The organism is Paraburkholderia heleia NBRC 101817, assembly GCF_000739775.1.
In the GTDB taxonomy this organism is placed as follows: domain Bacteria; phylum Pseudomonadota; class Gammaproteobacteria; order Burkholderiales; family Burkholderiaceae; genus Paraburkholderia; species Paraburkholderia heleia.
Map to the genome: position 1 here is coordinate 20,076 of NZ_BBJH01000022.1, position 20,321 is coordinate 40,396.

The window sequence follows — 20,321 nt, forward strand, 5'->3', positions numbered from 1 at the left end:
GCTACGTCGTTCCGCGCGGCTTGCGCGCCGAACGACGAACACGCGGCGACGCCGGCGCCCGCGCGCCGGTCACGCTTCCCGCCTCGCCAAAGCACGCCAGCGCCCACGCCACGAACGCGCGCTGCTTCGGGGCCTGGGCGCGGCGATCCGCGTAAAGCAGATGCATGGGCCGCACCGGCGCGGCATACGCTTCGAGCAGCGGCACGAGCCGCCCCGCCGCCATCGACGGCGCGAGGCTCGGCTCGCCCGCCAGCACGATTCCCGCTCCGGCCTCCGCCGCCGCGATCAGCGCGCGGGTGTCGTTGCTGCGCAGCTGGCCGCGCGGCTCGATGTCGATCTGCGTGTCGCCATCCTTGAAGATCCACGTCCGGGGCGCCGGGAAGCTGTCGAACGCGTAATCGAGGCACACGTGCTGCGCGAGTTCGCGCGGGTGCGCCGGCGTTCCGTGTGCGGCGAGATAGGCCGGCGCGGCGCACGGCACGAGCCGATAGGGCGCGAGCGGCCGCGCGACCCGTTGCGAGTCGGGCAGCGCGCCGATACGAAACGCGACATCGAATCCGTCCTGCAAGAGGTCGAACTGCCGGTCGCTCAGCACGAGATCGACTTTCACGTCCGGGCAATCCGCGAGAAAGGCCTTGATTTCATGCGCAAGCCGGAAGGCGCCGAACGCGACGGGTGCCGTCACGCGCAGCGTGCCTTGCGGGTGGGCGGTCTGCGCGAGCGCGACGGCCTCCGCGGCGGCCGCCTCTTCGAGCACGCGCCGGCAGGCTTCGAAATAAGCGCGGCCGGCCTCCGTGAGCGCATGCTTGCGCGTCGAGCGCTGCAGCAGGCGCACACCTAGCGTCTTTTCCAGCGCATCGACGTGCTTGCCCGCCATCTGCGGCGTCATCGCAAGCATACGCGCCGCCGCCGTGAACGAACCGGATTCGGCCGTCTTCACGAACACGGTCATGCTGGTCAATTTATCCACGATTGGAAACCCGCTATTTCAAGTGCTTCACCTGAACGGCGGATTATCGCATGGAAGTTTCGGCGCTACGCTGGGGCCTCCATTGCAAACCACGGAGCTTCCCATGAACGAACATCGATTGGCTGTCGGCATTTTCGGCGCGGGCGAGATCGGCTCGACGCTCGGCAAACTGCTCGCGCAGGCGGGGCATGAGGTGATGCTCTCGTCGCGCGATCCGAAGGCACGCGCGGGAGAGGCGGCGGCGCTCGGCTGCGGGATCGGCACGCTGGAGCAAGCCGCGGCGTTCGGCGAGATCGTGATCGCGGCGCTGCCGCTGGGCGCGCTCGGCGAGATACCGGTCAACACGCTCGCCGGCAAAGTCGTCATCGACACGATGAACTACTATCCTGCGCGCGACGGCGCCATCGCTGCGTTCGACGAACACCGCGAGGCCACGAGCGAGCGCGTTGCGCGGCAGCTGAAGGGCGCACGGGTGGTCAAGGCGTTCAGTGCGATTCTTGCGTACGATCTGCCGCGCGAAGAACGGCCGCCTGTCGAAGGCGGACGGCGTGCGCTGCCCGTCGCGGGAAACGACGAGGCGGCGAAGGCGCTCGTGGCCGCGTTGCACGCACAACTCGATTTCGACGTGCTCGACGCGGGCGCGCTTGCCGATAGCTGGCGCTTCGAGCGCGCGAAACCGGCCTATTGCATTCCACTGAACCATGCGCAGCTGCGCGCCGCGCTCGGCGCTGCCGAACGCGACAAGGAACTGCCGCATGGCTCATGGCGACGCAAAGCGCGGCAGGATTGAGGCGGCGCGCAGCCGGACCGCCCCGCAAGCCGTGCTTAGTCGTAATGACGGTGCTTGTGGTGCTTGCCGTGATAGCCGCGCGAATAGTCGTCGGCGTAGGAGTTCGAACGCGAAATATTGCCGCCGAGTGCCGAGCCCGCACCGCCGCCCACCGCCGCACCGATCAGGCCGCCCGTGCGGCCGCCCATGGCATTGCCCGCCGCTGTGCCTGCGCCGCCGCCGAGCGCGCCGCCGATGATGGCGCCCGTGCGCTCGCGGCGATTCGAGGTGACCGCGCCACCCGCGCCGCCGCCCACCGCGCCGCCGATCACCGCGCCGGTGCTGCCGCCTACGGCGCCGCCCAAAGCCGCGCCGGCGACGCCGCCGAGCGCGCCACCCAGTGCGTTGTTCATATCGCCGGCGAGCGCCGGCAGGGAGGCCGCAGCAGTCAGCGCAGCGACGGCAACCAACTGGATGATTTTCTTCGACATAGTTGTTCTCTTATGTTTTTGAGACGGAACCGAGTATAGCGGCCAAAGTGAAAGGGCCTTGTAACGCCATAGGCGAGCTACCGTAAGAGGTGTAACAAAATGGTCCGACGCAACGGACTGCCTTGGGACGCATGAAGGGGCGTGCGGGCAAACGCCGCCCCCGGAGGAGGTTCGCGCTACGAGCCGAAGAATTCGTTGCGGTGAACACGAACGCGTCGTCGCCGAATTCGCCGAGCATGCAATTCCCGCTGAAGACGTGATTGTCCTTGCGTCACTGCTGGCATCGCCAAAGGCGGGTTCGCTGTCCATCAGCAGCGCGACACATGCGGGGTGCTACGGCTGTGCGCGTAGTTCCGCACGAAGAATGCGCGCACGAACAGGATCGCAGTTCGAATCGCTGTGAGCCGCCGGGTTGGCGCGTGCGCGTCACGAAACCGGCGGTGTCATGGCCAGTCCATCCCGGATGGCGTAGGCAGTCAATTCGGCAACGTTGTGCAACGACAATTTCGACATCAGATTCTGCCGGTGTTTGCGTACCGTCAGCACGCTCAGATCCAGTATCCTGGCGATTTCCGGGCTGGAATGTCCCTTGGCGATCAGCACGAGGATTTCCCTTTCCCGCGCCGTGATCGATTGTGCAACGCTGTCGTGCGCGATCTCCAGCGTATGCGCGAGCGCCTTGCTCACATACCGGATGCCGGACAGCACCAGGGAAATCGCATGAAGAAGTTCGCCGGCATCGTCATGTTTGAGCGCGTATCCGTCTACGCCGGCCGCAACGGCAGACCTGACTGCGGAAGCACTCTGGTTGCCCGTCACGACCAGAATTCTGGTCTGCGGGAATTCGCCTCTGATCTGTTGCGCCAGCTCGATACCGCGGCAGCCCGGCAAATCGAGATCCAGCAATAACAGGTCCGCCTGTGTATCGCGCACGAGCTGACTGACTCTCCGCCCGTCTCCCGTCTCGCCCACCACGCACCAGCTACTCCTCGTCATTAGCAGTAGCTTCATACCGTCGCGGATCATGGCGTGATCTTCAGCAAGCACGATTCTTTTCATTTTTCTTTCACCGTTTTCCGGGCCACTCGACGCCTTGTTCTTTTGCGACAATGCCGAGAGGGCGCCGATGCGGGCGCATCACACGGCGTAACGGATTTCCCGGGAACGGACCTTACACAAGATCAGACGCGCGCGTTCAAGATGGCAAACAGGATACCTCACGAATATGGCGGCAACGTGCGCCTGGCACTGGTCAACACGCTGTATCGCCAGTCGCCGCCCATCCTTTTCGGCAATATCGCCGTGGTCAGCCTGACGGTATTTCTGCTGTGGCACGAGGTTCTGCAACGCGATCTGCTGGCGTGGGCGGCTGCCATCTACGTACTGACCGGCATGCGCATCGTGATGGTGTGGCGCGATCGTCGGGCGCCTGAGCACCCTGTCGCGACAGCTATGCGCCGCGTCCGGCGATACATGTTCTTTTCGGCCATGTCCGGCTTCCTGTGGGGTTCCATGGGGATTCTGTTCTTTGCGCCGGACAACACCGTCGTGACGGTACTTATCTGCATTGTGCTGGCTGGCATGACGGGAGGATCGGTTGCTTCGCTGTCCTCCTGGTGGCCGACCTATCTCGGCTTTGCATTACCGACCGTGCTGCCGTTTGCCGTTCGCTCCTTCGTCTACGGCACGCCGCTCTTTTCCGTGCTGGGATTCCTTTCACTGTTCCTGCTGGGGGTGAACATCGCCTTTAGCCGCACCCTGCAACGTACCGTGCGCGACGCCGTGCTGCTACGTTTCGAGAACGTTGGCCTGATCCGGCAACTGACCGAGGAAAAGGAGCGAGCCGAGGTCGCCAATCGAAGCAAATCGCAATTCCTGGCTGCCGCCAGCCACGACCTGCGCCAGCCCGCCCATGCGCTGGGCCTCTACATCGCGACGCTGAGTGCCATGGCCGGGGCACCGACCATCGAGCGTGCGGCACTCAATGACATTGCCGAACGGCTTCAGACGGCATTGAAAGGCATGTGCCAGTTGCTGACCGTATTGCTGGATATCTCGCGACTCGATGCGGGGGTGATCGAAGTCGAGCCGCGCTGCTTCCCGCTTCAGCAGGAACTGGACGCGCTGGAAAGCCAGTTTCTCAACGCCGCTTCAGCGAAAGGGCTGACACTCAGAATTCGCCCTACCGCGATATGGCTGAATACTGATGCAGTTCTCCTGCGCAATATCCTGACCAACCTGGTGTCGAACGCGGTGCGTTACACGAACCATGGCGCCATCCTCGTCGCTTGCCGACGCCGCGATGCAAACGTAGAAATCCAGGTGTTCGACACCGGTATCGGAATCGCATCCGATCAACTGCCCAGCATCTTCAGGGAGTTCTATCAGGTCGACAATGCGGCGCGTGACCGGGAACAGGGCCTGGGGCTCGGTCTGGCCATCGTGCAGCGAACGGCCGCCCTGCTCGGTGCGACTGTCCAGGTGCGCTCGCGGCTTGGACGCGGCTCGTTCTTTTCCATCAGGCTGCCGGTCATGCAAAGCATTCGTCCGTCTGGAACCGGCGCGCAAGCGCAACAGACACCGGCGGTCTCCGACGGCCGAAAGAAGACGATCCTGGTCGTGGACGACGATCGTGACGTGCTGGCCAGCATGCAGACCCTGCTTGGTGCCTGGGGCCATACCGTGGTCGCGGCGCATTCCCTGGAGCAGGCAATGTCGGCAGCCGGGTCACATGGCTCCGTGCTGGAACTGGTCGTGACCGATTACAGGCTGGCGAGGCACGTGACGGGTGTCGATGTCATCCGGGCGGTATCCGACTCGATCGGGCGCGCGATACCGGCAATCATCATCACCGGCGATACCTCGACCGAGGGCATCAATGCCGCTTCGTCGAGTGGCTATCGCGTCATGCACAAGCCGTTCGATCCGCACGAAATGCGGGCGCTGATCGAGATGCAGCCCGCGTGAAGCCGCGCGGGTAACTACTGCATTTGCAGTATTTACCTCGACCCAGCCCATACGTTACCGTCCTCTTTCTGAATTCTTAAAACGAACTTAGCGGCGTAACGGCATATGTGGCAGGTATCGGGGACATATAAAAATGAATCAGGCGTACCGGGTGGTTTGGAACGCCACACATGGGGTGTGGCAGGTTGCATCGGAGCGGGCTCGTGCACGCGGAAAGACATCGGGCAAGGCAGTAGTGGCCATCGGCCTGCTGTTGTGCGCAATGCTGGCCCCAACGGCCGGGGCGTATGCACAAGTGTCCCTGCTCGTCGGTAGCGGGGGAAGCGGCGGAAGCGCCGGCGCCAGCGGCAACCCCGGCGGCGCCGGCGGGCTCGGCGGCGGCGGTGGCGGCGGCAACGGCAGTGCTGGTGTTTACGGTGGCGGTGGCGGTGGCGGCTTCGGGGGAGGCGGTGGCGGTAACTTTGGCATCTACGCTACCAGTTTGGGCTACATCGGCGGCAACGGTGGCGGCTCTGCCGGTGGCAGCGGTGATACAACCGGGAATGGCGGTGGTGGGGATTCAGGTGGGGCCATCGGCGGCAATGGATCGAGTGGCATAGGTAGCAATGCCGGTAGCGGGGCCGGGACCATCACGACGGCAACAAGCCCGGACACGATTTCCACTGGCTCAAGCCAATCCAACAGTTACCGCTATGCCGGAATCGGCGGCGGCGGGGGTGGCGGCGGCGGCGGCGGCGGCGGCAACGGCGGTACAGGTACCGCCGGCTCTCTCGCTGTTACCGGTGCCGGCGTCGGCTTGACGCTGACGTCAGGTATCCTCGTTGGCGGCGGTGGAGGCGGTTCTGGTGGTGAGTCCGGGTCTGGTGGTACGGGCGGTGCAGGTACGGTCACCATTGACAGCAACGCAAACGTTTCTGCGGCCACCGTCCAGGTGGGAGGGGGGGGTGGCGGTGTTGGCTCCGACTCCGGTACAGGTGGTGCGGGCGGTGCCGGCACAGTCAACGTCAACAGTGGCGCCACGCTTTCCGCAACCACCCTGCTCGTGGGCGGCGACGGCGGTGGCGGTGGTGTGTCGACAGGCAGCAGCGGCGGTGCAGGCGGTATGGGTACGGTGACTGTAACGGGCAATTCGACAGTCAGCGTTACGGGATCGCTCGTCCTTGGCGGATATGCAGGTAGCTCCGGCAATTTTGGCATTGCTGGCGCAGGCGGCGCCGGCATCTTCAATCTGGGTGGCGGCAGTACGCTGAACCTGACCGGCGCATCGTTCACCATCAACAACAACGGGACGTTCAACCTGGGCGATGCTACGGTCAACGGCTCGACCGGCGGCACGATCACCGGGCTGAGCAGCCTCGTGAACAATGGCCAAATCAATTTCAATCAGACGAACACATCCACGATCTCAGTCAATGTCAGCGGAAGCGGCAGGGTTAGCCAGAACGGTAGCGGTACGACGATCCTCACCGGCACTAACACGTACACGGGCGGCACGAGCATTGCCGCGGGCGGTACGTTGCAGATCGGAAACGGCGGCGCGGGCGCATCGCTAGCGGGTAGCGTAACGAACAACGGTACGCTGGCTTTCGATCATTCGGATAGCCTGGCGTTTTCGGGGGCGATTTCTGGCAATGGTTCCGTTACACAAAACGGCACGGGGGCGCTCACGCTTTCGGGGACGAATACCTACGCAGGCACGACGACGATCGGCAGCGGTACGCTCCGATTCACCGGCGATACGTCGGGCCTTAACGGCAACATCACCAATAGTGGCGCACTGATTTTCGGTCAGTCGGCCAATTCGAGTTATAGCGGCGTCATTTCCGGCAACGGTTCAGTGACGCAAAGCGGCACAGGCACGGTGACGCTCTCGGGCGCCAATGCCTACGCGGGTACGACGACGATCAGCAGCGGCACTCTCGAGTTTACGGGGGACACGTCGAGCCTGACCGGCAACATTGCCAATAGCAGTGCGCTGATTTTCGGTCAGTCAGCCAATTCGAGTTACGGCGGCATTATTTCCGGCAGTGGTTCGGTGACGCAAAGCGGCACGGGCACGCTGACGCTCTCGGGTGCCAACACCTATACGGGCGGCACGACAATCAGCAACGGTACGCTCCAGATCGGCAGTGGTGGCGCAACCGGCTCAATCTCGGGCAGCGTGACCAACAATGGGACACTCGCATTCAATCGTTCGGATAACGTAACGTTTGGCGGTGCCATTTCAGGCAACGGCACGGTGCAGCAAAGCGGCGGTACGCTCACGCTGTCGGCCGCGAATACGTACACGGGCAGCACGCGCATCAACGGCGGCGCGACCCTCGCACTATCCGGTACCGGCAGTGTGGCAAATTCCAGCGTCGCCGACGGTGGCACGCTGGATATTTCCGGTACCAGCGGTACATCGATCCAGAGCTTGTCGGGTAGCGGAAATGTCGTACTGGGCGGCCAGACGCTGACGCTCTCGAACGCTAACAGCACCTTCTCCGGCGTAATCTCCGGCAGCGGTGGATTAACGATTGGCGGGGGTACCGAAACGCTTACGAACGTGAACACCTACACGGGTACCACGACAATCGGCAACGCTGCAACGCTCATCCTGTCGAGTGGGAACAATATTGCGCTAGGCAATGTCGTGAATTTTGGCAATCTCCAGATTTCCGGGTCGATGGGCGGCTTGTCGGGGACAGGTTCGGTCTCGGTGGGTGCTGCCGGGTTGGTGCTAACGGGTTCCGGGTCGTTCGGGGGCGCGATATCGGGAGCCAGTGGCCTTACCCTGTCGGGCAGCAATGAAACGCTGTCGGGAACGAATACCTACGCGGGTGTCACGACCATCGATCGCGACAGCGCGTTACTCCTGTCCGGGACAGGCAGCATCGCACAATCGAGCAGCGTCACAGCCAACGGCACCCTGGATATCTCGGCAACGACGGCCGGTGCAACGATCCAGAATCTCTCGGGCACGGGTAGCGTGAAACTCGGCAGCCAGTCGCTGACGCTCTCCAGCGCGATCGGCAGTTTCTCCGGTACGTTTAGCGGGTCAGGTACGCTTGTCAAGCAAGGTAGCGGCACGTTGATCCTGGACGGCAACAGTTCGTCGTTCACCGGCACGACCGAGGTGAATGCTGGCCTGCTTGAAGTGGGCGACATCAATACGCCTTCGGCGTTGCTGGGCGGGAATGTTTCCGTTGATGCAGCGGGTACGCTGCGCGGTCATGGTACGGTGGCGGGCGACGTGAGCAACCAGGGCGTGGTGATGCCGGGCGGCTCGATTGGCACGCTGACTGTAGGTGGAAACTACACGCAGGCCAGCAACGCGACGCTTGCGATCGAGGTCAGCCCGACGCAGGCCTCGCAACTGAAGGTGGGCGGCAGCGCGGCGCTCGCCGGCACGCTGGCGATTACGTACGATCCGGGCACTTACTCGGCGAAGACCTACACGCTGGTGTCGGCCAACAGCATCAGTGGCAAGTTCGCCAGTGTCACGAGCGCTGGCGCATCGAACCTCGGCGCCCTGACGCCATCGCTCGACTACGGTGCCAATGCAGTCGATCTCGTGCTGAGTGCGCCATTCACCCCGGCGGACCCGTTGGTGATCGCGCCGACCAACACCAGCATCTACACAGCCGTGGGCACGTCGGCCATTCTTGGCGCGCAGGCGCAGGGCACGGCGCTGCTCGATCGTATGGTTCAGGTCTCGCGGGCCACGGCCGCGCAGCCCTATGGCTGGATCAACGCGACAGGAAGCTGGACGAAGGTCGGCGGCACCCATGGCGAACCCGGCTTCCAGGCCAACCGCTATGGGTTCCTTGCGGGCCTCGACAAGCGCTTCGGCGCGGGCACGGCAGGCGTGGCGATCGGCTACGACCACACGGACATCAACGAGCAGAACACAGGCGATTCCGGCACGACCGATACGCTACGCGCGGCGCTGTACGGTACCCGCAATGTCGGACCGGTGAACCTTGCCGCTACGTTGGGTGCGGGGCTCGACTTCCTGTCGCAGAAGCGGCCATTCGGCGCCGCCACCACGGCTGAAGGCGATCACATGGGCCAGGAGTTCAGCACGGGCGCCCAGGCGAGCCTGCCGATGACGTTCGGTAGCGTGACGGTGACCCCACGCGCCGGGCTGCACTATGCGTACTTCCATGCGAATGGTTTTGGCGAAAGCGGCGCCGGCGGGCAGGATCTGAATGTCGGCACGGATAACGTACACAGCCTGCAACCGTATGTGGGTGTGACTGTCGACCGGGCATTCGGCGATGCATTGAAGCCGGTCAACGCGGAACTGCGTTTGGGCTATGCACGCGAGCTGCTCGACGCGAATCGCGCGATTAACGTGGCGGCGCAAGACGGCACAGTGTTCGCCGCGCCGGGCACGAACCTGCCGCGCGGATATCTCACGGCGGGCGCCAGCGTCACGCTGCATCCGCTGAAAAATCTCGATGTCTCGTTCAGCTACGACACGGTAATCAACACCACGCACGCATCGGCGCAGCAGGGCAACCTCCGCGTCGGCTACCTGTTCTGATCTGGTCCATGCGGCCGGCGAGTTCACAAACCGGCCGCCCGATTCCCTGAGGCTGGGTGACCGCTCTGGATCTATTGTGTTGAAAAACACCCCGACCATGAGGCGGACTTCTTTGTATGTCGATACTTTATTCACCGGATCAGTGCCGACAACCCTATTGAAATAAGTGTCATCGCCCATATCGTAGAATTCCGATATATGATTCGGACAGTTACGATGCAACCGCGATGAAGAAACCCCCTACCACTCCCGCTCTAGACGTCGACGCGATCTGCAAGGCGCTCTCCAATCCGGTGCGCCGCGAGATTCTTGCATGCCTGCGCGAGCCGCAGTTGCACTTTGGCGACCAGGAGCTGCCGCTCGAAAACGGCGTTTGCGCGGGCAAGATCGACGCGCATTGCGAGCTTTCGCAATCCACGGTGTCCGCGCATCTGGCCGTGTTGCAGAAGGCCGGGCTCGTCACGTCCAAACGCGTGGGGCAGTGGGTGTTCTTCAAGCGCAACGAGCCGGTCATCGAGGCGTTTATCGCCCATATGAACGCTCGGTTGTGATTCCGCGGTTGTGATTCTTCAGCGACGAAACCTCTGCTGAACATGCATCGTCCGTTTCGATTCCCGTATCGCTTTTCAGCCCGCGGGCCGCGCCCGCAGACAAGGTGACCCTACATGGCAACGCTTTTCGACCCCATCCAGATCGGCGCCCTCACGCTGCCGAACCGCATCATCATGGCCCCGCTCACGCGTCAACGCGCAGGCGAAGTGCGCGTGCCCAACGAACTCATGGCGAAGTACTACGCCGAGCGCGCAACAGCCGGACTCATCATCAGCGAGGCGACCTCGGTGACGCCGCAAGGCGTCGGCTATGCCGAAACGCCGGGCATCTGGTCGCAAGAGCAAGTGCAAGGCTGGAAGATCGTGACCGATGCGGTGCATGCCGCGGGCGGGCGCATCTTCATGCAGCTGTGGCACGTGGGCCGTGTGTCCGACCCTGTGTTCCTGAACGGCGAACTGCCGGTGGCGCCCAGCGCTATCGCGCCGCAAGGCAACGTGAGCCTCGTGCGTCCGCAGCGTGGTTTCGTCACGCCGCGCGCGCTGGAAACCGAAGAGATCGCCGGCGTGATCGCCGCATTCCGCCAGGGCGCCGTCAACGCGAAGGCGGCCGGTTTCGACGGCGTGGAAATTCACGGCGCGAACGGCTATCTGCTCGACCAGTTCCTGCAGGACAGCACCAACCAGCGCACCGACGCCTATGGCGGCCCGATCGAAAATCGCGCGCGCCTGCTGCTCGAAATCACCGACGCGTGTATCGACGTGTGGGGCGCGGATCGCGTGGGCATGCATATCGCACCTCGCGGCGACGCTCATACGATGGGCGATTCGAATCCGGCGGCGACGTTCGGCTATGTGGCGCGCGAGCTCGGCAAGCGCAAGATCGCGTTCCTGTTCGCGCGCGAATCGCTTGGCGAGAACCGTCTCGGGCCTCAGCTGAAAGCCGAATTCGGCGGTCCGTTCATCGCGAACGAAAAGTTCTCGCTGGAATCGGCACAGGCCGTGCTCGCGGCAGGCGAAGCCGACGCAGTCGCGTGGGGTCAGCTCTTCATCGCGAACCCCGATCTGCCGCGCCGTTTCGAATTGAACGCACCGCTGAACGCCCCCAATCCGTCGACGTATTACGCGCGCGGCGAAACGGGCTACACGGACTACCCGTCGCTCGAAAGCGCGGCGTAAAGATGACATAAGCAGATTGCATGCGGCCCATGGCCGCATGCCACCAGGCGGCCACGGCGCAGACGTTCCGTCCCGCCGTGGCCGTTTTGCGCTGGAAGTCCTGAAAATACGGGGCTCGCGCAAACGGGCGCCAAAGCTCAGACAGATCACGCCGGCGGCCCGCGTACAGCGCTTTTTTGCGCGATAGGCGGATTCAATTGGTATCCCGCGCCCGGATGTCCTTGAATACAAACCCGCCTTCCAACCCCTCCTCGCTGACCGGAGCCAAGTCATGCCGAAGACCGCCGATGCTTCCGAGATCGTCCATACCATTGCCGAAGAAACCAACACGCCGGAGGAAACGGTCGCGCGCATCTACGCCGACACGCTCAATGAATATCGAGCGCAAGCGCGTATCCAGGACTATCTGCCGCTTTTCGCCGCGCGCAAGACGCGTGCGACATTGCGGCAAAATGGCACGAAGCCGCACTAATCGCCAACTACGCGCCCACTACGCAGCCCGCTAATCGCGGACTGCCAGCTTGTCTTTGAGCCGACCCCAACCAGGCCGGCCGCTCCCCCCGTCACGATTTTCTGAACGGTGCGCGCCCGCAGAGGGTCCGCACCGCTGCACCCATTGGCCAACCCGGCCGCACTCGTGCATCCCTCTTAAGCCTGGTTTAATTCTTTGCTGCAACCATAGCCTCAACCCCTGTTGAGCCGCCGGAACATCGGCGGCATTTTTTTGCACGGCAAGCCTGGGAAGGAGCGAGGTCATGGTTGAAGACGATGTGCTGGTGCACCTGCAATCCCTGCTGCGCGAGGGCGCCGCTTCGACGGTCGCGTCGTGCCGGGTCTCCACGCCGCTCCAGCATCCGTGGGGCCGCGCCTACCGGCTCGTCGAATGGACGACGCCGCTCGACGACAGCGCACGCCGCCAGGTCGTGCCCGCCGAGAGCACGGCGCTCGACATCGCCCGCCTCGTTGCGCAGCACGTGCCCGGCCGCCGCATTCTGCTGAACGGCGAACCCGCAACAATCGAACGCCCTCGCTCGCGCCGCCGCCGCGCGTCCGGCGCCGCGAACGCACGCGCGGCGCGCTAGGCGCACCGCTTTCGGGCGGCACACACGCGGCGGCGCACGACGCACTTCCCCTGCCCGCCTCTCATTGCGCCACGCGCCCTTCCCGCACCTTCCCGCACGGGCAGCCTCAAACCACGAGGCGCGCCAGCGACGCTTCCAGTTCGCCGCTCACACGCGTCATCGGCGCGCGCAGTTCATTGCGGATCAGCCCGCACGCAGCCAGCCCCGCCTTCACCGGCCCGGGATTCGGCTCCGCGAACGCCGCGCGCACGAGTGGCACGAGCGTTTGCCAGATCGCGCGCGCATCGGCGAGACGCCCTTCCTGCAACGCGCGCGCCATGCCCACGAAACGCTCCGGCCGCCAATGCGCCGACGCCGCAATCGCCCCGCTCGCACCCGCGCACATTGCGCCGAACATGTCGATATCCTCGCCGCAGAGCACCTGCAAACGGCCGTCGAGAATCAGCGCAAGCGTCTTGTCGAGCGAGCCGCCGCAGTCCTTCACCGCGACGATACGCTCGTGCGCCGCGAGTTCGAGCAGGCTCGGCAGCTCGATGCGCACACCCGTGCGCGCGGGGATGTCGTAGACGATCAAGGGCTTGCGGCTCGCCTCCGCGAGCGCCGCGAAGTGGCCGATCACACCCGCCTGCGCAGGCCGGATGTAGTAAGGCGCGGCCGCCAGCACGCCGGCGATGGGCTGCTCGTTGAGCGCCGCGATCCGCTCGCAGACGGCCGCCGTGTGATTGCCGCTCACGCCCGCCACGACCGGCAGCCCGCCCGCCGACGCCAGCACGGTGGTGAGCACCTCGTCCGCTTCCACGTCGCTCAGCGCAGCGGGCTCGCCTGTCGTGCCGAGCGCAACGAAGCCGGCCACGCCGGCCTCGGCGTAGTGGCGCACGAGCGCGTCGAGCGCAGCATGATCGACTGCACCGTCGTTGAACGGCGTGACGAGCGGAATCCAGATACCCGAAAACTCAGACATGATTTTCCCTTGAACTCGACCGTATGGAAGGTCCGTTCAGCGGTGCGCAGGAGGGAAGCAAGCCGGGAGTGAAGCGCGAGGCAGGGTGCCTTCGACTGGCTGTTCCGTCGCACATCTGACGGAACAGCGGACTCCGGTCAGATGAGCGGCTGTTTTTTGGATTTGGCTTTCACCCGCACCGAAGCGGCCTGCGCGTGCGACGACACCGCGCGCGTGGCGGCGGTGGGATTCGGCAGGTCGTGGCGGAGCGGGTTACGCAGCATGTCGCGCAGTGTAACCGGGATCGCGCTGTTGCGGGCGCGCGCCTGCAGGCCCCATGCTGCGCGCGGTGCGCGCTCACTCGCGCAGCATGGTCTCCCGAGTGCTCATCCGACAAAAGCACTTGACTTCTCGTGCCATCGAACTAATATACGCACCGCGTACATTAACCAGAACTCACGGGTGCCAGCATGAGCGTTCCGCAACAAGCCTTCCTCCGTGACGCCATGCGGCGTCTGAACATGACCCGCGACGCATTTGCGAGCCGCATCGGCGTGTCGCGTCGTGCGCTCGACACGTGGCTGCTGCCCGAGGAGTCGCAGGAATCGCGCGCCATGCCGGAGATCGTCGAGCGCTTCGTCTCGGAAATCGTCGGTAATGGCGAACCGCGCGAAGACTATACGCAAAGCGTAGATTCGCGTTCGCTCGCCAGCCAGATGCAGTTCCAGGGCAAGCCGCAACTGCTCTCCGTGGACCAGTTCTCGCGAGAGTCCGTCGAAGCCCTGTTCCGCGTGGCCGACATCATGCAGCCTATCGCGCGCCGCCGGAAAATCTCGCGCGTGCTAGAAGGCGCGGTGCTCGGCAACCTGTTCTTCGAGGCCAGCACGCGTACGCGCGTGAGCTTCGGCGCCGCGTTCTGCCGCCTGGGCGGTTCGGTGTGCGACACGACCGGCTTCACGTTCTCCTCGATGGCCAAGGGCGAATCGATCTACGACACGAGCCGTGTGATGGCCGGCTACGTGGATGCGATGGTGATTCGGCATCCTGATCAAGGCTCGGTGGCCGAATTCGCGCGCGCCGTGAACATCCCCGTGATCAACGGCGGCGACGGTCCCGGCGAGCACCCGAGCCAGGCGCTGCTCGACCTCTACACGATCCAGCGCGAGTTCTCGCGTCTGGGCAAGATCGTCGACGGCGCGCATATCGCACTCGTGGGCGACCTCAAGTACGGCCGCACGGTGCACTCGCTCGTGAAGCTGCTCGCGCTCTATCGCGGCATCAAGTTCACGCTCATTTCGCCAGCGCAGCTCGAAATGCCGGCGTACATCGTCGACAAGATCTCGACCAACGGCCATGTGGTCGAGCAGACGCACGACCTGCGCGCAGGCCTGCGCGGCGCGGATGTGGTGTACGCCACGCGCATCCAGAAGGAGCGCTTCGCCGACGAGTCGTTCGAAGGCTACACGCCCGAATTCCAGATCAACCAGGCGCTGATGGACGAGTGCTGCAGCGCCGAAACGCTCGTGATGCACCCCCTGCCGCGCGACAGCCGCCCGGGCGCCAACGATCTCTCGACCGATCTGAACCACGACCCGCGCCTCGCGATCTTCCGCCAGACCGACAACGGCATTCCGGTGCGCATGGCGATCTTCGCGGTGCTGCTGGGCGTCGAAAATCTCGTGCAGCACTCGATGCGCGACGCCGTGTGGCGTCCGCCTGCCTACCTCGGCCCGGACGACGCCGTGTTCCACGGCATCGACTGAATCTCGTTGCGCTCGCAACGTAATCGGCCCGCAAGCGTCAGTCGCGCTTGCGGGCCGATTGGTTGATGGCGTGCTCAAACGCCTGACGACGTGCAAACCGTCACGCAGGTCAGCCCTTCCGCCTTTTCCGCTGCGTCGATCGCGGTCTCCAGCGCGTCGAACGCGTGACGTTGCACTTCGATCGCGTCGAGCGGCAGTTGCCCCGACTGCACGAGCGCGATCAGCGCACGGTAGTCCGCACCGCTGTACATGAAGTGCCCCATCAGCTCCCAGTTGTTGATGAGCATCTCGCCATACTTGATCGGCAACTCCACCTCCATGCTGCCCATCAGCACCATGCGGCCGTTGCGGCGCAGGCTGCGCAGCGCGGCGAGCGTGGCACCCGGGTCGGTGGCGTGGCCCACCATGTCGAAGGCGAGATCGGCGCCGCCATGTGCAGCGGCGCGGATGGCCTCCACGTCGCGCGCCGTCTCGCCACTGAGCGCGACGGTGACCACGCGGCCGCCACCGAGCTTCGCGAGCGGCGCCAGCGCCGCCGCGCGCCGCCCGAGCGCCACCACACGGCCCGCGCCGAGTGCGAGCGCGTCGAGTACGGCTGCCGAGCCGAACGCGCCGGCCGCGCCGTTGATCACCACGGTTTCGCCAGCCGCGAGCCGGCCGCGCCGCAGGCCGCCGAACGGCACCACGAGCTTGCCGAGCGCCGCGAGCTGCGCCGAGGGCACGTGATCGAGGCCGTCGAGCGGGAACACCGTCGAGGCGGGAAACTCGACCGCCTCGCGCAGCGTGCCGTGCGGAAAATCGCCGAGCATGGGTGCGCTGTCCGGGCTGATTGCCGTAAGGCCGAGCAACGCCTGGGCGGGCTCGCGCAGCGCCTCGTCGGCGATCCAGTAGGGGCTCAGCGCCACGCGCTGGCCGACGCGGTAGCCGTACACGCCTGCGCCGACCGCAAGCACCCGGCCGATGCCGTTGGTCCCCGGCGAAAAGGACCCCGGCGGGTAGCCGTAGGGCAGCTTGCCCTGCACGTACTGGCGCGTATAGCTCAGGAGCGGCACGGCCTCCACGCCCACCAGCAGCGCGCCGCGGCGCGCTTCGGGTTGCGGCACGTCGCGCAATGCGAGCGGGCGGCCGGGTTGATCGAGTATCCAGGCTTTCATGGCGTCTCCTGATGGAAAGGGTGTTCATCTGACGGATTGAACTCTAGGCGAGCCAGACGTATTCTTGAAATCAATTGCCGATATTCCACCCATCAACGTGATTGATCTCTCCGGCATCGACTTGATCCTGCTCGTGTCGCTCGACGCCCTGCTCGCCGAGTCGAACGTGACGCGCGCCGCCATGCGCCTGAATCTCACGCAGCCGGCCGTTTCGGCGCAGCTCGCGCGGCTGCGCCAGCTCTTCGACGACCCGCTGCTCATTCCCGCCGCCAATGGCCGCGGCATGACGCCCACGGCCCGCGCACTCGAACTGATGGCGCCGCTGCACGCGGCGCTCAAGACACTCGAAACGGTGGTGCGCCGCGAGAGCGCCTTCGACCCGCTCACGGGCACGCGGCGCTTCGTGGTCGCCGCGAGCGACCAGTGCGTGGCCGTACTCGGCCTGCCGCTAATGACCGAATGGCCGCGTCTGGCCGGGCCTGGGTTGCAGCTGGCGTTCATCGCGATTGAATCCGGTTCGCTCGCGGAGCGCTTCGAGCGCGGCGAAATCGATTTGCTGCTCGGCTCCGCGCAACAGGTGCCGCCAACGCTCAAGTCCAGAAAACTCTACGACGAACGCTTCGTCGTGGCGCAGCGCAAACGGCACCCTCGCAGCGCGGCCCCGTTCGACCTGGACGGCTATTGCGCGCTCGGGCACGTGCTCGTCTCGACGAGCGGAGCGAGCTTCTTCGGCTTCATGGACGAACATCTCGAAGCCCTTGGCCGACGCCGCCGCGTGGCGCACTCGGTGCAGCACTTCACGCTCGTGCCCGAGGTGCTCGCGCGCACGGACTACGTGGCGACGCTGCCTTACCGGCTCATCGCACGCTACCAGGACCGCGTGGACCTGTTCGAGCTGCCGTTCGAGGCACGCGGCTTTTCGATGCATGCGGCCTGGCATCCGCGCAATCACGCCGATCCCGCGCTCGTGTGGCTACGCGAGGCCGTGGCTGCGCTGAGCACCGGCAGCATGGTTAGCGATCCTCTCGAATGATTCGCGCCCAATCGTCAGTCGATTGATCCGGCGATTGTCCGCCTGCGCGCCGCCTATACTGCATGAGATGTCAAAAAGAACGGCCGCGCCGCAGCACGAAGGCTCGGTCCCCGCGCCGCTGTCCCATCGTCGTTTCCTGCTTGCCCGCGACTTGCGAAGCCATGCTGACCACAGACGAAATCCGCGCGATCCCGCTTTTTTCCACGCTCCCCGAAGCCGAACTCGAACGCCTCGCCCAAACCTCCGCGGACCTGCACTTGAGTCCCGGCGAGTATGCCGTGCACGAAGGCGGCGAGCGCGCGCTCTATGCCGTGCTGTCCGGCAAGATGGAGGTCGTCAAGCTGTTCGACGGCATCGAGCGCACGCTTGGCTGGCGCTTGCCCGGCACGATCTTCGGCGAGGTGCCGCTCGCGCTCAGCTCGCCGTTTCCGGGTGCGTACCGCGCAGCCATGCCCTCGCGCGTCATGCGCGTGGACGCGCAGCATTACTACGCGCTTGCGGCGGCCTCCCCCGACGTCGCCACGCGTATGGGCGCGCTCGCGCGCGAACGCATAGGCGGCTTGCAGGGCCTTTCCGCGGAGCCGCCGAAAACGCGCGTCACGCTCGTTGGCGCGCGCTGGGACCCAGCTTGCGCCAACCTGCGCCAGTTTCTCGCGCGCAACCAGATCAGCTGCGAGTGGATGACGCCCGACGCGCCCGAACTCGAAACACACTGGAACGGCCCCTGCCCCGAGGAACAGCACTGCCCCGCCTTGCGCCTCGCCGATGGCACCCTGCTGATCCGTCCCGCGGCGCGCGACGTGGCGGAGCGCCTGGGGCTGCAAACCCAGCCGCGTCTCGCCCAATACGACACGCTGATCATCGGCGGCGGCCCGGCTGGTCTTGCCGCTGCTGTCTATGGCGCATCAGAAGGACTCCGTACCATAGTGATCGAGCGCGAAGCGCCGGGTGGTCAGGCCGGCACCTCTTCGCGCATCGAAAATTATCTGGGCTTTCCCGGCGGCATTTCCGGCGACGAGCTGGCGAGCCGCGCGCTGCAGCAGGCAAGACGCCTCGGCGCCGAAATTCTCGTTACGCGCGCGGTTGCGCGCGTCGATACCGCCGCGCGCGAAGTCCACCTCGACGGCGGCGACGTGGTGCGCGCGCACACGCTCATTCTCGCGACGGGCGTCACCTGGCGGCGGCTTGCGATCGAAGGCTTCGACCGCTTCATCGGCAAAGGCATCTATTACGGCGCCGCGCGCAGCGAGGCGAGCGGCACGCACGGACTCGACGTGTATCTGATCGGCGGCGGCAATTCTTCGGGACAGGCCGCGCTGTACTTCGCGAATCATGCGCGCGCCGTGACGCTCATCGTGCGCGGCGACTCGCTCGAAAACAGGATGTCGCGCTATCTCGTCGAGCAGTTGGCGGGAAAGGGGAACGTCCGTGTCGAACTGAATTCGGAAGTCGTCGGCGTGTATGGGCAAACGCATCTCGACGCCATCGACGTGCTCGATACGGCCAGCGAAAGCGTAAGCCGCCGCGAATGTGGCGGTCTGTTCGTGTTCATCGGCGCAGACGCGGAAACGGGCTGGCTGCCGCCGGAAATCGCCTGCGACACTCGCGGCTACGTGCTGACCGGCGACGATGCCGTGAAAGCCGGGCGCTGGTCGCACCGGCGCGATCCTTACCTGCTCGAATCGAGCGTACCCGGCATCTTTGCCTGCGGCGACGTGCGGCTGAGCCCGGTCAAGCGGGTGGCCTCTGCTGTTGGCGAAGGCAGCATGGCGATCGCGTTCGTGCATCGCTACCTTCAGGAAGATCGCACATAGCGTTGCGTTGCGCGGTACGACTCGCCGCGCAACCCGCTTTCAATACGCTTGTCCCTCCTGCTGCATTGCGTTTCTGTCCACAGCGCCAGCTTCGCGCCGGGCTGGCGTCAGCGATGCGACAGCGTTGCGCCATCAAGCAATATGCAGCGAAAAATTCACACGTAAGCGCTTTACTTTCGGGTTCGAGAAGTGCAATTTGCAGTTCTGCGATGCCCGGCCGAGCAACCGCGGCATCGGAATTGCTTCACGAAAGAAGCGCGCCGCTGCGCGACGAAGCCCAGCGCAACCCCGTGCGGCCGGCGCCCGAAGTCCCGGATCATGTTCCGTCTTCATCCTGGAGTCCGCAGATCGCCATGTCCAACGAACGTCCCCTCGATGCGCCGAGCGATTGCGACGACGCCTCTCAGGCCTGCCCCTCTCGCGCGCCCGCCGACGTCACACGCCGGCGCTTCCTGCAATCGGCGGCCGCCGCTGCCGCGTTGAGCGCGACGCCTCATCTGCACGCGCAAAATGCGCCGCCGGCCAGCGCCCCAGCCGTTGCGCCGCCGCCCGCACCCGCGCAACCGGTCAGGCTCGACATCAACGGCCGCGCATACGCGCTGCATATCGAACCGCGCGTCACGCTGCTCGATGCGTTGCGCGACCATGCGAGCCTCACCGGCACGAAGAAGGGCTGCGATCGCGGCCAGTGCGGCGCATGCACGGTGCTCGTCGAAGGAAGGCGCATCAACAGTTGCCTCACGCTCGCGGTGATGCACGAAGGCCAGCGCATCACCACGGTCGAAGGGCTCGCGGGCGTGGCCACGTTGAGTCCCGTGCAGCGCGCCTTTATCGAGCACGACGCCTTCCAGTGCGGTTTCTGTACGCCGGGCCAGTTGTGTTCCGCAACGGCCTGCCTCTCCGAATTCGCGGCAGGCGCAGCGAGCGCCGCCACGCCCGACGTGCGCACACGCCCAGCGCAACTGAGCGATGCCGAAATACGCGAGCGCATGAGCGGCAACATCTGCCGCTGCGGCGCCTATGTCAACATCGTGGCCGCCGTGCGCGACGCGCACACGGCCGGCGCCTGAGCACGGAGGC

Annotated in this window: 16 protein-coding genes and 1 pseudogene; 11 read left to right on the forward strand and 6 right to left on the reverse strand. The window is 65.1% G+C overall.

The window, feature by feature from the left end; all coding sequences use genetic code 11:
- Nucleotide 1: 1 nt before the first annotated feature.
- Nucleotides 2–970: a LysR family transcriptional regulator gene (locus BHE01S_RS18575; RefSeq protein ID WP_084068981.1), complete on the reverse strand. Its 969-nt coding sequence runs from the start codon at nucleotides 968–970 to the stop codon at nucleotides 2–4.
- A gap of 103 nt (nucleotides 971–1,073) precedes the next feature.
- On the opposite strand from BHE01S_RS18575, the gene BHE01S_RS18580 reads away from it, so the two are divergent.
- Nucleotides 1,074–1,760, forward strand: coding sequence for an NADPH-dependent F420 reductase (locus BHE01S_RS18580; RefSeq protein WP_245639778.1), 687 nt, complete (start codon nucleotides 1,074–1,076; stop codon nucleotides 1,758–1,760).
- Nucleotides 1,761–1,795: 35 nt separating this feature from the next.
- On the opposite strand, the gene BHE01S_RS18585 is transcribed toward BHE01S_RS18580, so the two are convergent.
- Together BHE01S_RS18585 and BHE01S_RS18590 are read right to left on the reverse strand one after the other, a co-directional pair.
- Nucleotides 1,796–2,230: a hypothetical protein gene (locus BHE01S_RS18585; protein WP_042266492.1), complete on the reverse strand. Its 435-nt coding sequence runs from the start codon at nucleotides 2,228–2,230 to the stop codon at nucleotides 1,796–1,798.
- Between the two features lie 426 nt (nucleotides 2,231–2,656).
- Nucleotides 2,657–3,289 (reverse strand): response regulator, encoded by a 633-nt coding sequence (locus BHE01S_RS18590; protein WP_042266495.1) that lies wholly within the window; start codon nucleotides 3,287–3,289, stop codon nucleotides 2,657–2,659.
- On the opposite strand from BHE01S_RS18590, the gene BHE01S_RS18595 reads away from it, so the two are divergent.
- The 6 genes and pseudogenes from BHE01S_RS18595 to BHE01S_RS18620 all read left to right on the forward strand — a co-directional run.
- Nucleotides 3,260–5,197: an ATP-binding protein gene (locus tag BHE01S_RS18595; protein WP_245639779.1), complete on the forward strand. Its 1,938-nt coding sequence runs from the start codon at nucleotides 3,260–3,262 to the stop codon at nucleotides 5,195–5,197. The two genes, BHE01S_RS18590 and BHE01S_RS18595, sit on opposite strands and share 30 nt — an antisense overlap.
- 133 nt (nucleotides 5,198–5,330) lie before the next feature.
- Nucleotides 5,331–9,728, forward strand: a complete 4,398-nt coding sequence (locus BHE01S_RS18600) for an autotransporter domain-containing protein (RefSeq protein ID WP_042266498.1) — start codon at nucleotides 5,331–5,333, stop codon at nucleotides 9,726–9,728.
- 227 nt (nucleotides 9,729–9,955) lie between these two features.
- Nucleotides 9,956–10,279 carry an ArsR/SmtB family transcription factor gene (locus BHE01S_RS18605; RefSeq protein ID WP_042266501.1) on the forward strand — a complete coding sequence of 108 codons (324 nt, stop codon included), beginning with the start codon at nucleotides 9,956–9,958 and terminating at the stop codon, nucleotides 10,277–10,279.
- 114 nt (nucleotides 10,280–10,393) lie between these two features.
- Nucleotides 10,394–11,455: an alkene reductase gene (locus tag BHE01S_RS18610; RefSeq protein WP_042266502.1), complete on the forward strand. Its 1,062-nt coding sequence runs from the start codon at nucleotides 10,394–10,396 to the stop codon at nucleotides 11,453–11,455.
- Nucleotides 11,456–11,726: 271 nt separating this feature from the next.
- Nucleotides 11,727–11,927 (forward strand): DUF3562 domain-containing protein, encoded by a 201-nt coding sequence (locus BHE01S_RS18615; RefSeq protein WP_028202533.1) that lies wholly within the window; start codon nucleotides 11,727–11,729, stop codon nucleotides 11,925–11,927.
- Nucleotides 11,928–12,210: 283 nt separating this feature from the next.
- Nucleotides 12,211–12,441 (forward strand): annotated as a pseudogene (locus BHE01S_RS18620) (DUF2866 domain-containing protein); the annotation flags it as partial.
- Nucleotides 12,442–12,643: 202 nt separating this feature from the next.
- Here the strand turns inward: BHE01S_RS18620 and dapA are convergent.
- Both dapA and BHE01S_RS39565 read right to left on the reverse strand, forming a co-directional pair.
- A complete protein-coding gene (gene dapA, locus BHE01S_RS18625) occupies nucleotides 12,644–13,498 on the reverse strand; it encodes a 4-hydroxy-tetrahydrodipicolinate synthase (protein WP_042266505.1) in 855 nt (284 codons plus the stop codon).
- Nucleotides 13,499–13,635: 137 nt separating this feature from the next.
- The gene (locus BHE01S_RS39565; protein ID WP_281177761.1) at nucleotides 13,636–13,761 is read right to left on the reverse strand and encodes a hypothetical protein; all 126 of its coding nucleotides are present in this window, start codon (nucleotides 13,759–13,761) and stop codon (nucleotides 13,636–13,638) included.
- 186 nt (nucleotides 13,762–13,947) lie between these two features.
- On the opposite strand from BHE01S_RS39565, the gene BHE01S_RS18630 reads away from it, so the two are divergent.
- Entirely contained in the window at nucleotides 13,948–15,240 is a 1,293-nt protein-coding gene (locus BHE01S_RS18630) for an aspartate carbamoyltransferase (RefSeq protein WP_042266507.1), read from the forward strand.
- 74 nt (nucleotides 15,241–15,314) lie between these two features.
- On the opposite strand, the gene BHE01S_RS18635 is transcribed toward BHE01S_RS18630, so the two are convergent.
- A complete protein-coding gene (locus BHE01S_RS18635) occupies nucleotides 15,315–16,394 on the reverse strand; it encodes a zinc-binding dehydrogenase (RefSeq protein WP_042266508.1) in 1,080 nt (359 codons plus the stop codon).
- 64 nt (nucleotides 16,395–16,458) lie between these two features.
- Here BHE01S_RS18635 and BHE01S_RS18640 point away from each other — a divergent pair, with 64 nt between their 5' ends.
- From BHE01S_RS18640 to BHE01S_RS18650, 3 genes are all read left to right on the forward strand, one after another.
- Nucleotides 16,459–17,427 (forward strand): LysR family transcriptional regulator, encoded by a 969-nt coding sequence (locus BHE01S_RS18640; protein ID WP_245639780.1) that lies wholly within the window; start codon nucleotides 16,459–16,461, stop codon nucleotides 17,425–17,427.
- A gap of 161 nt (nucleotides 17,428–17,588) precedes the next feature.
- A complete protein-coding gene (locus tag BHE01S_RS18645) occupies nucleotides 17,589–19,241 on the forward strand; it encodes an FAD-dependent oxidoreductase (protein WP_042266513.1) in 1,653 nt (550 codons plus the stop codon).
- Between the two features lie 353 nt (nucleotides 19,242–19,594).
- Nucleotides 19,595–20,311, forward strand: a complete 717-nt coding sequence (locus tag BHE01S_RS18650; protein ID WP_042266723.1) for a (2Fe-2S)-binding protein — start codon at nucleotides 19,595–19,597, stop codon at nucleotides 20,309–20,311.
- Nucleotides 20,312–20,321 lie beyond the last annotated feature (10 nt).